The organism is Arthrobacter sp. IK3, from assembly GCF_051337705.1.
Taxonomy (GTDB): Bacteria; Actinomycetota; Actinomycetes; order Actinomycetales; family Micrococcaceae; genus Arthrobacter_B; species Arthrobacter_B koreensis.
This window is the reverse complement of record NZ_JBPPSW010000015.1, coordinates 56,496-69,471: the sequence shown is the minus strand read 5'-3', so window position 1 is coordinate 69,471 and position 12,976 is coordinate 56,496. Positions and strand designations below refer to the sequence as shown.

The window sequence follows — 12,976 nt, the reverse complement described above, 5'->3', positions numbered from 1 at the left end:
GAGGGCGGCTAGCCCAGGACGTCCCGGCGGTTCAGCGCCCACACTGCCAACGCCGTGAAGAGAGCGCAGGCAGCGGCGAGCAGCCCCAGGCCGGTGACATCGAAGCCTTCCGCCAGAGGGTCGTTACGGTAGGCCCAGGAATACGGTGAAAGGTTGCGCAGCCAGCCCAGGTCCGGGTTCTGGTTCGCCAGCGCGTTCATGACGTACCCCGCAGCCGCTACCCCGGCGGCGGTGCCCAGGGCCACGGTCCGGCGGCCGGCGAGGGCACCCGCTGCCATGGCAACGCTTCCGGACAAATAGCCCAGTCCAAGCCAAGCCGCCTCCGCTGCCACCACGTCTGCGGCGTCCAGCCCGAGCTCGGAGGGGCCATTGAGGGCCAGCACCACCGCCGCCGTCAAGACGGTAAACCAGAGCAGCCTGGTCAGGATCCCCAGCGCTGTCTCCAGCGCATAGTGAACCCGGCCGACGCCATGGGAAAGGACGAGTTCCAGCCGTCCGGATTCCTCGGCACCAGCTATTGCCGTGCTGCCCCAGGACACCGCAGCGGCAGTGACGAGGACGAACCCCAGGAGCCCGAAAAACGTGGCCTGGACGTAGCCCGGTCCGGAGAGGATGTCCTCGTAGCCGAGGGCATTGACAAGCTCCGGAGGCAGCGAGCTGATCAGGCTGCGCATGTCGGCGCCGTTCATGGAGGGGTAGAGCGGCAGGTACAGCAGCAGCACGGCAGCAAGGGCCAGGGTCCAGACGAGCGTGGAGCGCCACGTGTCGATGACCGTCCTGCGGAAGATGGGCAGGGGCCTTGGAGCCAGGGTTGCCGGCGGGCTCATCCCGGACCCCTTTGCACGTCCCGGGCAGCGGCGTCGGCGCCGCCGTACAGCTGCAGTACTGATTCCTCGAGGTCCGGCTCTTCCACCGACAGGTCCAGGATCCGGTGCCGGGCGAGCACCTTGATGAAGGCATCAACGCCGCCGTCGAGCGTGCCGCGGACACGGGCAGTGCCCGCCTGCCAGGTGACGCTTCCCCGCAGTCCCGCGGCGGCGAGTTCATTTTCCAGCATCTTCTCCGTCCCACTGGCCGGCGCCAGTGAAGCCCTGACATGGCGCAGGCGGTTGAGGCGCAGTGAGGCTACGTCCCCCTGCGCCACCACTTTGCCCAGCGACAGGACGGCAACCTGGTCAGCGCTTTGTTGGATTTCGCTGAGGACATGGGAGCTAAGCAGCACGGTGCGGCCTGAGGTGCGCACCTCGGCGACCATTTCCAGGAACTCGCGCTGGACCAGCGGATCGAGTCCGCTGGTGGGCTCGTCGAGGACCAGCAGGTCCGGGTCATGCATAAAGGCCTGTACCAGGCCGAGCTTCTGCCGGTTGCCCTTGGACAGGGTCCGAACCGGGCGGGAAAGGTCCAGGCCCAGACGCTCAGCGAGTGTTCCAACGCGTCCGGCAGGAACCGGTGCGCTGATCTGCGCGAAGTGTTCCAGCACTGTCCGTCCCCGGGCCCGGCTGCTGAGCCGGAGGTCTCCGGGAATGTAGCCGATCCGGCGCCGCAGGGCGGGGCCGCCGGAGCGGGGAGGAGTCCCCAGGACGAGGGCCTGGCCTGACGACGGCCGGATGATGTCCAGGAGCATTCGCAGGGTTGTGGTCTTGCCGGAACCGTTGGGGCCGATCAGCCCGAAGACACATCCCGGCTGGACCTTCAGGTCCAGTGAGTCGACGGCGGTGCGGGACCCGTAGCGCTTGGTCAGCGCGCGGGTTTCTATGACCGGCGGCATGCTGCACCTCCCACTCGGCAATGGACATCATGCTAGCGCCGATGCGGGCAGGTTGAACTGCCGAGATAACAGAAACTGCCCGTATCCGGACGGATACGGGCAGTTTCTGTCATCTCGATGAGGTGGGGTCCGGTGCTAGAAGGCCGGAGTCACGTCACCGTTCGGCCACTGCTCTTCGATGAAGGCCTTGACCTCCGGGGAGTGCAGCAGCTCTTCGAGCTTGTCGATCCGTGCGTCCTTGTTGCCGGTCTTCCAGACAAGCAGGTTGGCGTACGGGTTGTTCTCGAGGGACTCCACCAGCAGGGCATCATCGGTGTTCAGCCCTGCATCAAGGATGTAGTTGCCGTTGATGATGGCCAGGTCCACGGTGGGGTCGGAAAGGTCGTTGACCAGCAGTTCAGGCTGGTTCTCCACGAAGTCCAGGTTCATCGGGTTCTGCTCGTCGGTCAGGGAGATGACCGAGGCGTCGTCCGGAACGTCCTTCAGCAGGCCGGCTTCCTCAAGCAGGCTCAGTGCCCGGGCCTGGTTGGACGGGTCGTTGGTGATGGCAACACGGGCGCCGTCTTCGACGTCCGCCATGTCTTCATGCTTTTCGCTGAACACGGCGTAGGGCTCAATGTGGATGCCCTCACCGTGCTCGAAATCGTAGCCCTGGTCAGCGATCTGGGCTTCGAGGTAAGAAAGATGCTGGAAGTAGTTGGCGTCGATCGAGCCGTCGTCCAGCGAAATGTTCGGGGTCACGTAGTCATCAAAGGGAACTACTTCGAGGTCCAGTCCGGCGTCGGCAGCCAGGTTGTCCGCGACGTACTCCAGGATGACGGCGTGCGGCTGCGGGCTCGCGCCGACAGTCAGGGTGACCGGGTTGGCGGGATCGAGACTCTCAACAGCGCTGGAGGAGGATTCGGAACCCCCGCAAGCCGTCAGCGCCAGAGCCGCGGCCACGCCGGTGGCCACGAGTGAAAATGCTTTCCGCATCGGATGCGTTTCCTTTCGAAGGTCCTGCCGGTGAGTCACAGGCAGGTTGTTGTGCAGCTAGCGGCTACTGGCTGCAGGTCCCGTCCGGCGGCCAGCCGCCGGACGGGAAACTTGTGGGTGGCGACGTCAGGCGCGGGTCCTGGCATCCCCGGATGTCTGTGCGGAGTCCGCACCACCTGCCGGCATGGCAGGTGGTGCGGTCACGGCAGCACGGGAGGAACGGCGACGACGGCGGCCGGCGCCTGCTGCGGAACGGTGGTCCACGCGGCGGGCTGCGAAGTCTCCGGCAAGCTGGATGATCTGCACGATTGCCACAATGATCACGATCGTGACCACCATGACCGCAGTGTCGAACCGCTGCACGCCGTAGTTGTACGCCAGCCGGCCCAGGCCACCGCCGCCGATGATGCCGGCCATCGCGGAGTATCCCACCAGGGTCACCAGCGTGGTGGTGAGGGCGGCCACGAGGCCCGGCAGCGCTTCGGGCATCAGGACCTTGCGGATCACCTGCATCCGGGTGGAACCCATGACCAGCGCGGCGTCGATCTTCCCGCCCGCAACGTCACGCAGGGAGGTCTCGACCAGCCGCGCGAAGAAGGGGATGGTGCCGATGCTCAGCGGAACACAGGCAGCCAGGGGACCGATGGAGGAACCAGTCACGATCCGGGAGAACGGGATCAGGATCACCATCAGGATCGCGAAGGGGATGGACCGGGTGATGTTGACGATGACGTCGGAGAGGATCCGGTTGGTCACCGGCATGGGCCGCAGTCCGCCGGGGGCCGAGGTATGCAGGAAGATACCCAGCGGCAGGCCGATCAGCACGGTAAAGAAGCCGGAAACCCCAACCATCAGGAGGGTGTCGGTGATGGCTTCGGGCAGGGCCTTGGTGATGCCGGGGTTGTTGGCCAGTTCTTCAAACAGGTTCATGCCGCCACCTCCACTGAGACGCCCTGGCCGGCCAGGTAGGCCTGGACTGCAGCCATATCGATTCGTTCATCAAGCTGTACACGAAGCCTTCCGAAGCGCTGTCCGGAAAGGGTCTCGACGCTTCCTGCCAGGACATTGACGTCCGTGTCGAAGCGCCGGGTGAGTCCGGAGAGCACCGGCTCGGTGGCGTGCTCGCCCACCATCAGCAGTTCCACCACGGGCCCGCCGGGCACCGGGGGAGTGGAAGGCAGCGGAATGAGGGCCTTCGCCAGGCGTCCGCCCAGATGGGAGGCGACCTCCTGGAGCGGTCCGTGTTCAACGACGCGTCCGGCTTCAAGCAGCGAGACCGAATCGCAGATCCGCTTCACCACGTTCATCTCGTGCGTGATGATCAGGACGGTCAGTTCCAGCCGGTTGGTCAGCTCGGAGATCAGATCCAGGATCTCGTCCGTCGTGCGGGGGTCCAGGGCCGAGGTCGGTTCGTCACAGAGCAGGACGTCGGGGTGGGCGGCAAGCGCGCGGGCGATACCCACCCGCTGCTTCTGCCCGCCGGAGAGCTGGGCCGGGTAGGCCCCGGCAAAGTCCTGCAGTCCCACCAGGGCCAGCAGTTCCGTGACGCGTTCGTCGATCTCCCGCTTGGGGGTGCCAACAAGCTCCAGGGGGTGGGCGATGTTGGCCGAAGCTGTGCGCGAGTCCATCAGGTTGGCGTGCTGGAACACCATGCCGATCCGGCGGCGCGCCAGCCGGATTTCGGAATCCTTGACGCTGGTCAGTTCCCGGCCGTCAATGGTGACGGTTCCCGACGTCGGGCGGTCCAGCAGCGTCAGGCAGCGGACCAGCGTGGACTTGCCGGCACCGGAGTGGCCGATGATGCCGTGAATCGAGCCCTTGGGCACGCTCATGCTGACCCCGTCCAGGGCAACTACATCGCGGGAGCCCTGGCGGTAGACCTTACGCAGGTCAGTAACTGTGATCATTCATCCTCAATGTCTGCTCAACGTTGATGGTGCTGTATGCGTGCAGGAAACAGTCCGGGGGAAGGGACGCCAATGGCCCGGCTGTGCGGGAAGTGCCTGCCAATCGCGTGACACGGGGCGCGTGATACCACGCCCGGGCGCCATCAGCGCCTGACACTGTCGTGAATAGGTCAATGTTACGCGGGTAATGCCCGCAGCCTGAAATCCGAGCGGTCTTCGGCGGCGGGGGAGCAGCGCTGGACTAGTACGGGGCCAGTTCGAGCACCAGCTGGCCGCCGCTTTCCTCCGCTATGACGGGCACGGCCGCGGCCGGGACGGGGTCGATCCGCAGGGCATCCACAGCCCCGAATGGTGCGGGGGAGCCTGACGGGGCGGGCTTCAGCGGCCAGCTGCCGTCAATGACCGCCTCCGGATCACGACGCCGGAGGTAGTCCTGAAAGCTGGCCGCCTGGTCCGCGGCCCACTGCACCTGCAGGGCATGCATGGTCCCGGCATCCTGGCCCATGAGCGGATAGGCGCCGGCCACCGCGGCTCCCACTGCCAACGTGGCCATGACGTCAGCGGCGGACGTGTGGGCATTCTCGAAGGCCACGGAATAGTGTTCGGCCATGGCCGTCAGGGTCCGCTTGCCACGGCGGAAACGGTCTGCCTGCTTGTCCAGGATGTAGGGGTCGATTACGGGGAACGGCGTCGGCGCAGTGCATCCGTGCCGCTCCGCCTCCCGGGCGAGGACCGTGAAGTCGTAGGCGGCGTTGAACGCGAGAACAGGAATTCCGGCAGCGAACGTGTCCGCGAGGACGGTGCTGATCTGCCGGACCGCCTCAGCGGCGTGCATGCCTTCGCTGCGGGCCTTATCGGTGCTGATGCCGTGGATGGCGGCGGCCTCGGCCGGAATCTCGACCCCGGGGTCCACCAGCCACTCATGGTGCGCGAGGACGTTCCCGGACCCGTCCACCAGGATGATCGACGCCGTAACGATCCGCGCCAGCTGGGGATCCCGTCCCGTGGTTTCCAGGTCGAAGGACGCTCGGGGGAGTTCGTGCCAGCTCAACATGTAAATAAACCTACCGGCGGGCACTGACATAACCCCGAATCAGCGCGCCGGGCGTCGCTAAGCTGGAGGCATGCGGGAGGACTATACGGAGGCGGTGCTGGCTGTTGCTGCGCTCATTCCGCCGGGACGGGTGCTGGCCTACGGAGACATAGCCGAGCTGCTTGACGCGGGAGGCCCCCGGCAGGTCGGCTCGGCGCTGGCGCACTCGGGAGATTCGGTTCCCTGGTGGCGCGTGATCCGCGCATCCGGTCAGCCGCCCGCCTGCCACGGGCACCGTGCCTGGACCCACTACCGGGAGGAAGGGACGCCGCTGCGGGGGCAGGCGGAGCCGGACGGAACAGGCTACCGCGTGAGTATCCGCGAGGCGCGCTGGCAGCCCGACGACGCCGGTTGGGAAGCTCTCGATGCGCTCCGGGAGGCGCTGGCCAGGGCCGGCGCTGAGAAGTCCGGCGGGGCAATGTCACCGGGGCATGGTGAAGTGGAGGTATGAGCATCAACCTGCGGCTGGTTCCGCCCGCGGCGGCCGGCCTGCCCGCACCGCATCTGAGCGCGGACCAGCGTGCCGCCGTTGAGCGTCCCGCCGGGAACGGCCCGCTGCTGGTCCTGGGCGCCCCCGGCACCGGAAAGTCCACGGTGCTGGTCGAAACCGCCGTGCAGCGGATTGAGCGCGGAGGACTGGATCCGGCCGGTGTGCTGCTGCTGGCGCCGTCGCGCCTCGCGGCGGCAGCGCTGCGTGACGCGCTCTCTGCCCGGCTCGAGCGCACCATCAGCGCTGCGCCGGCCCGCACCTGGGCCTCCTACGCTTTCGACGTCATCCGCCGGGCCAAAGCGGAGGGCCTGCTGCCGCATGTCACCCGCGCGCCCAAGCTGCTCTCCGGTGCCGAACAGGACGTCATCATCAAGGAACTCCTGGGCGGGCACGGACAGAACGGGGTGCCCCAGCTGCCCTGGCCGGAGTCCCTGTCGCTCGCCCTGGGCACCCGCGGCTTCCGGCAGGAAATCCGCCAGCTCTTCGACCGCGTGATCGAACTTGGGCTGGCCCCGGAGGAGCTGCGGGAACTTGGCCGCCGCTACGGGAGGCAGGACTGGGCTGCCGCGGCGTCACTCTACGGCGAATACCGGGACGTCCTGGACCTTCGCATGCCCGAAGCGTTCGACCCCGCCGGGATCATCACCACCGCAACGGACATCCTTCTGAGCGAACCGGAGTTCCTGGCCGCCGAGCATAACCGGCTCCAGCTGATCCTCGTTGACGACCTGCAGGAAGCCAACGGAGCCATCCACCGCCTGCTCGGCGTGCTGGCCAAAGACCGCGACGCCGTCGTCACTGCCAGCCCGGACACGGTCGTCCAGGGGTTCCGCGGAGCCCGCCCGGAGCTGCTCGGCACTCTGGAGCAGGAGCTCGGCGCGGATCTGAGGACCGCAGTGCTCAGTACCCAGCACCGGATGGCGGGGCCAGTCGCCGCCGCCTGGCACCGGACAGCTTCCAGGATCTCCGTGGTTCCCGGCCTTGCCCCTGCGCGAACCACTGCTGGACGCACGGACAGCGGCGAAGACACAGCCGGTGACGGCACAGAACGGGCCGGGAATGCTCCGTCCACTCCTGCGTCAGCGACGGCCCACGTGGTGGACTCGCCCATGCATGAACAACGCTATGTGGCGCAGCGCATCCTCGAAGAGCAGCTGCTCCGCGGACGCCGCCTTGAGGACATCGCCGTCATCGTCCGGACCGGCGGGCAGCTGGCCAGGATCCAGCGTTACCTGATCAGCCAGGGGATCGAGGTGCGGGTACCGGTGGCGGAAAAAGCTGTCCGGGACGAGGCCGCCGTGCGTCCCCTGCTGGACGCTTTCGCCGTGGTGCTCGACCCCGGCCTCCTGACGCCCGAGCTGGCTGTCTCCCTGCTGACCTCGCGGATCGGCGGCGCAGGTTCGCTGGATCTTCGCCGGCTGCGGCAGGCACTGCGCCGCGAGGAACTCCGGGCCGGGGGCGGGCGCAGCTCTGACGCCCTGCTCGTCGAAGCGCTGGTGGACCCGCTCTCCGATTCCGGGCTTGCGCTCGCCGGCCTGGGCTGGGAAGCCGGGTCGGCGAAACGGCTGTCTGCCATGCTGCGTGCCGGGAAACAGGCGGCCGAGCAGCCTGGGGCCACCGCCGAGACCGTGCTGTGGGCCCTGTGGTCTACGTCCGGCTGGTCGAAGAAGTGGGCCGAAGCTGCGCTGTCCGGAGGATCCGCGGGGCTCCGCGCCGACCGGGACCTGGACGCGATCATGGCACTGTTCCAGACAGCCGAACGCTACGTAGACCAGTTGCCGGGCTCCACGCCTGAGCAGTTCCTGGACTACCTGACCAGTTCCGAGCTGCCTATGGATACCCTGGCGGCACGCGCACAGCAGCGCGACGCCGTCGAACTCCTGACCCCGGCCAGCGCAGCCGGCCGGGAATGGCCGGTGGTGATCGTCGCCGGCATTCAGGAAGGTGTCTGGCCCAACCTCCGGCTGCGCGGCGAACTGCTGGGCAGCGGAGACCTGGTGGCAGCCGTCGAGTTCCCCGACACCGATTACCGCAGGACCCGCAGCCCGCAAACGCTGATGCAGGGCACAAGGTATGACGAGCTGCGCAGCTTCTCCACTGCGCTTTCCCGTGCCCGCGATGTGCTGGTCTGCACTGCCGTGGCGTCCGAGGACGAGCAGCCTTCCCAGTTCCTGGACCTGGTGGATCCGCTTCCCGACGGCGTGGCCGTCCGTGCCCGCACGGAGGTCCTGCGGCCGCTTACCCTCCGCTCCCTGGTAGCGGAACTGCGGGCCCACGCCCAGCAGGCCCTGACCCATCCGGAGGACGCCGGCGAAGCGGCGCAGCACCTGGGGCGTATGCTTCGGCACCCCGTGCCGGTCCCTGGTGCACACCCGCGCACGTGGTGGGGCCTGCTGCCGCTCTCCAGCACCGGTCCGGTGCTTCCCCCTGAGGCGCCGATACCGGTCTCGCCCTCAAAGGTCGACGCCGTGACCAAGTCTCCGCTGAGCTGGTTCGTCTCAGCGGTTGGCGGAGAACAGGCCACCGACTTTGCCCGTTCGCTGGGAACACTGGTGCATGCGATCGCGCAGGAGATGCCTGATGCGACCGGTTCGGAGTACACGGAGGAACTCCGGCGACGATGGCCCTCACTGGGGATGAAGGATTCCTGGGAAGGCAAAATGGACCTTAGGCGCGCCGAGGCCATGGTGGGCAAACTGGCGGAATACGTCATCGAAATGCGCAGGGGTGGCCGGAGCCTGGCCGCCGTCGAGAAAGACTTCGAGGCATCCATTCCGGTGGAGGTGCGCGGTGAAGTCCGCACAGCCCTGCTGCGCGGACAAATCGACCGGCTGGAAAAGGACGCCGCCGGGCGGGGCTACATCGTGGACCTCAAGACCGGGAAATCTGCCCCCAGGAAGGCGGACCTTGAGGGACATCCGCAGCTGGCCGCCTATCAGGAAGCGGTCCGGCAGGGCGCCCTGGAAGACGTTCCCGCAGTTCCCGGAGGCGCGGCACTGGTGCAGCTGGGAACCTCTGCCAAGGGCGTGTCCGTCCAGGAACAGCCTCCGCTGAGTCCGGAGGACAAGAGTGCCCTGGCCATGATCGAAGAAGCTGCCGCCCTGATGTCGGACAGCACGTTCGACACCGTTCATGATCCGGCCCGCAGCGGATACGGCGGCCACGGCTGCCGGCTGCCGGAAATCTGTCCGCTGTGTACCGAAGGAAAGCAGGTCACCGAATGACGCTGGATGTGAGCAGCAGTGTGGAGGCCGGCACAGGGTTCGTGCCCCAGTACTCTGCCCGGCAGCTGGCGGAGATGCTCCATGACGGTCCGTCGGAGGACGTGCAGTACCCCACGGACGCACAGCGGAAGATCATCGAGGGGCCGCTTGAGCCCCTGCTGGTGGTGGCCGGCGCCGGGTCCGGCAAGACGAAGACCATGGCAGACCGCGTTGTCTGGCTGGTCGCAAACAAACTGGTGGCCCCGGAACAGATCCTGGGCGTGACGTTTACGCGAAAGGCCGCAGGGGAGCTGGCAAGCCGCATCCGCGGCAGGCTGCGGCTGCTGGAACGGAAACTCGGCGAGGAAAGCAAGGACGCCCAGCTCGAAGCGGCAGTGTCCACCTATCACTCCTACGCCAACGGAATCGTGAACGACTACGGCCTGCGGATCGGCGTCGAGCGTGATTCGGTTATGCTGGGCGGCGCCCAGTCCTGGCAGCTGGCCAACGAAGTGGTGGAGGCCTACACCGGCGATTACGAACACTTCACCGCCGCGAAGTCCACGCTGGTGAACTCAGTGCTGCAGATGGCCTCCGAGTGTGCCGAGCATCTCCTGACTCCCGCCCAGGTGCGTGCCGAGATCCAGGCCCATCTGGAGCAGGTGCTGGCGCTGCCGTACCAGGCAGGCAAGACAAAGGCAGCTGCCAAAGGTGTTCGGGACCTGGTGGGCAAGCTCCAGACCCGCATCTCAGTGACCGAACTCGTGGAGGCCTACCAGCGGGCCAAGGCCGAGCGGCGGCAGCTGGACTTCGGAGACCTCGTGGCCCTGGCCGCCCGGATAGCGAAGGAGATCCCCGAGGCTGCAGAAATGGAGCGCGCCAAGTACAAGGTGGTGCTGCTGGACGAGTTCCAGGACACCTCCCACGCCCAGATGGTGCTGTTCTCTACCTTGTTCGGCGACGGCACTCCGGTGACGGCAGTGGGCGATCCGCACCAGTCGATCTACGGTTTCCGCGGTGCCTCTGCCGGCCAGCTCGGGACGTTCCGGGAACACTTCCCGCGGTTCCTGCGCGAGGGCGGCCGGGCCCCCGCCGGCGTCGCCAACCTGTCTGTGGCCTGGCGGAACTCGACATCGATACTGGCAGCCGCCAACGCCGTTTCCGGGCCGCTGAACAAACCCGCGCCGTGGCCCGGGGCCAGGACGCCGCTGGACGTTCCGGAACTCGAGGCCAAGCCGAAACCTCCCGTGGGCGACGTGTTCCTGGGCCGGTACCTCAGCGAGAAAACGGTGACCCTTCCGGACGGAACGGTGAGCATAGGCGAAGCCGAAGCCCTCGCCGCGCAGATCGCGAACGTCCGTGACTCCTGGTTCCGGCACCCGAGCCATGAGACGGACGGGCGGGGCAATACGCTGCCGCCGACGGTGGCGGTACTGTGCCGCGGCAAGAAACAGTTCGACCCCATCCGCCGCGCGCTGGAAGACCTGGGCGTCCCCGTGCAGATCGTGGGCCTGGGCGGCCTGCTGTCCACACCGGAGATCGTCGACCTGCTCGCCGTACTGCGTGTGCTGAGCGATCCCGGACGTTCCGATTCGATGCTCCGCATCCTTGCCGGGGCGCGCTGGCGCATTGGGCCCGCGGACCTCATGGCCCTGGCCGACTGGTCAAGGCATCTCGTCCGGGTCCGCGAACGCGCCATGAACGTTCGGGAAATCGCGGATGTGCATGGACCTGACGAAGGCGGTGCCGCCGTCGTCGAAACCGACCTTGCGGAGGTCGGCAGCCTGGTTGAGGCGGTGGACTACCTGCCGAAGCCCGGATGGACCTCCAGCGCTGGCCGCTCGCTCACGCCCGAGGGGTTGGAACGGCTGGGCCTGCTGCGGGACGAGCTGCGGGAGCTGCGCGCTTATGTGGGGGAGGACCTCACGACCCTCATCGGCGAAGTGGAGCGGCGCATCCTGCTGGACATTGAGGTTGCGGCCAAGCCCGGCATCAGCATCCACGAATCCCGGCGGAACCTCGATGCCTTCATTGACGCTGCCGCGACCTTCAGCGCCTCAGCAGACCGCGTGGACCTGGCCGCGTTCCTGGCCTGGCTGGAAGTAGCGGACGAGGAGGAGAACGGGCTTCCCGTCACCGCGCTGGAAACCTCGCGGGAGGCTGTCCAGCTGCTGACCGTGCACGCCTCCAAGGGCCTGGAATGGGATGTGGTAGCCGTGCCCGGTCTTTCCGAGGGCCAGTTCCCGAATGACAAGGACTCGCGCTGGAGCAGCGGCAACGCCGCTGTTCCGTGGAACCTGCGCGGTGACGGGCCGGACCTGCCGCAGTGGGACTGGGAGCAGCCGGACCAGAAGTCCTGGCTGGACGCGGAGAAGCTTTTTGCGGACGACGCCCGGGCCCATGCGGAGCGTGAAGAGCGGCGCCTCGCGTACGTGGCGTTCACCCGCGCGAAGGACATTCTCTTCTGCACCTCAAGTGCCTGGGGCGGTGGACGGAGCAAACCCACCGAGGCCTCGCGCTACCAGCTTGAATTGTATGAGCTCGGCAAGTCCGGTGCGCCCGGATTTCATCTGCTGTCCTGGCTCGAACCGGAAGACCAGGGGGATGAGAACCCTGCCAATGCAGTAACGGAGCGGGCCAGCTGGCCCAAGGACCCGCTACCGGCGCAGCGGCGGACAGCGATGGAAGCGGCAGCAGCGGCGGTCCTCGCCGCAGCTGCTGCCCCGGCGCAGATCGCTCTTGACCTCGAAGACACCGCGGCCGGCGAGCAGCCCGGTTCCGGCAACGTAGAAGCTGAGGGTGTCTTCGAACCCCGGCGCTGGGGCAGGGACGTTGAACTCGTCCTGGCGCGGCACCATGCCCCCAACGAGGTGATGGACGTTGAACTCCCTGCCCACATCTCGGCCTCCATGCTCGTGGACCTGCAGGACGATCCTGGGGCCGTCACACGCCAGCTGCGCCGCCCCGTCCCGCGCGAACCGGGAATGGCGGCACGCAAGGGAACCGCGTTCCACGCGTGGATCGAGGAGTACTTCGGCCGCAGCGGCATGCTGGACATTGACGAGTACCCGGGTGCAGCCGACGCGTATGTGGACGAGGCTTACCAGCTCGACGACATGGTGGCCACCTTCGAAGCATCTGAATGGGCGTCCCGAACCCCTGCCTACATTGAGGTCCCCGTCGAAACGCGGGTGAATTCAGTGGTGGTCCGCGGCCGCATCGATGCAGTCTTCCAGGATGAGGACGGCGGCTGGGACCTGATCGACTGGAAGACCGGCGCTCCGCCATCGAAGGAAAAGCTCGCGGTCCGCTCGGTGCAGCTGGCGGTATACCGGCTGGCCTGGTCCCGGCTGAAGGACGTTCCCCTGGAGAAGGTGCGTGCAGCGTTCTACTATGTGGCCGCGGACAAGGTCATCCGTCCGCACAACCTGCTGGGGGAAACCGAGCTGGAGCGGATCATTATCGACTCGGCCGGGCAGGGAACGGCCTGACACATGACAGTGCCGCCGTCCGGCAAGGACGGCGGCACTGTCATGTGTT

8 protein-coding genes and 1 pseudogene are annotated in these 12,976 nt (G+C 67.1%); 3 read left to right on the top strand and 6 right to left on the bottom strand.

Going from position 1 to position 12,976, the window contains the following annotated elements:
• Positions 1–8: 8 nt before the first annotated feature.
• The 6 genes and pseudogenes from ACSLGO_RS17360 to ACSLGO_RS17335 all read right to left on the bottom strand — a co-directional run bounded on the left by ACSLGO_RS17360 (position 9) and on the right by ACSLGO_RS17335 (position 5,704).
• Positions 9–827 carry an ABC transporter permease subunit gene (locus tag ACSLGO_RS17360; RefSeq protein ID WP_436401570.1) on the bottom strand — a complete coding sequence of 273 codons (819 nt, stop codon included), beginning with the start codon at positions 825–827 and terminating at the stop codon, positions 9–11.
• A complete protein-coding gene (locus tag ACSLGO_RS17355; RefSeq protein WP_436401569.1) occupies positions 824–1,768 on the bottom strand; it encodes an ABC transporter ATP-binding protein in 945 nt (314 codons plus the stop codon). Before ACSLGO_RS17355 ends, ACSLGO_RS17360 begins: the two co-directional genes overlap by 4 nt.
• Positions 1,769–1,903: 135 nt before the next feature.
• Positions 1,904–2,743 carry a MetQ/NlpA family ABC transporter substrate-binding protein gene (locus ACSLGO_RS17350; protein ID WP_152273596.1) on the bottom strand — a complete coding sequence of 280 codons (840 nt, stop codon included), beginning with the start codon at positions 2,741–2,743 and terminating at the stop codon, positions 1,904–1,906.
• 252 nt (positions 2,744–2,995) lie between these two features.
• Positions 2,996–3,673 (bottom strand): annotated as a pseudogene (locus ACSLGO_RS17345) (methionine ABC transporter permease); the annotation flags it as partial.
• The gene (locus tag ACSLGO_RS17340; protein ID WP_263127268.1) at positions 3,670–4,650 is read right to left on the bottom strand and encodes a methionine ABC transporter ATP-binding protein; all 981 of its coding nucleotides are present in this window, start codon (positions 4,648–4,650) and stop codon (positions 3,670–3,672) included. The gene ACSLGO_RS17340 and the pseudogene ACSLGO_RS17345, both read right to left, overlap by 4 nt.
• Before the next feature lie 241 nt (positions 4,651–4,891).
• Positions 4,892–5,704 (bottom strand): 3'-5' exonuclease, encoded by an 813-nt coding sequence (locus ACSLGO_RS17335; RefSeq protein WP_263127267.1) that lies wholly within the window; start codon positions 5,702–5,704, stop codon positions 4,892–4,894.
• A gap of 70 nt (positions 5,705–5,774) precedes the next feature.
• Between ACSLGO_RS17335 and ACSLGO_RS17330 the strand changes: the two genes are divergently transcribed.
• The 3 genes from ACSLGO_RS17330 to ACSLGO_RS17320 are packed head-to-tail and all read left to right on the top strand — an operon-like array spanning position 5,775 to position 12,927.
• Positions 5,775–6,194: an MGMT family protein gene (locus tag ACSLGO_RS17330; RefSeq protein WP_263127266.1), complete on the top strand. Its 420-nt coding sequence runs from the start codon at positions 5,775–5,777 to the stop codon at positions 6,192–6,194.
• A complete protein-coding gene (locus tag ACSLGO_RS17325) occupies positions 6,191–9,457 on the top strand; it encodes an ATP-dependent helicase (RefSeq protein WP_263127265.1) in 3,267 nt (1,088 codons plus the stop codon). Before ACSLGO_RS17330 ends, ACSLGO_RS17325 begins: the two co-directional genes overlap by 4 nt.
• On the top strand, positions 9,454–12,927 hold the full coding sequence (locus tag ACSLGO_RS17320) for an ATP-dependent helicase (protein ID WP_436401568.1): 3,474 nt from the start codon (positions 9,454–9,456) through the stop codon (positions 12,925–12,927). Before ACSLGO_RS17325 ends, ACSLGO_RS17320 begins: the two co-directional genes overlap by 4 nt.
• Positions 12,928–12,976 lie beyond the last annotated feature (49 nt).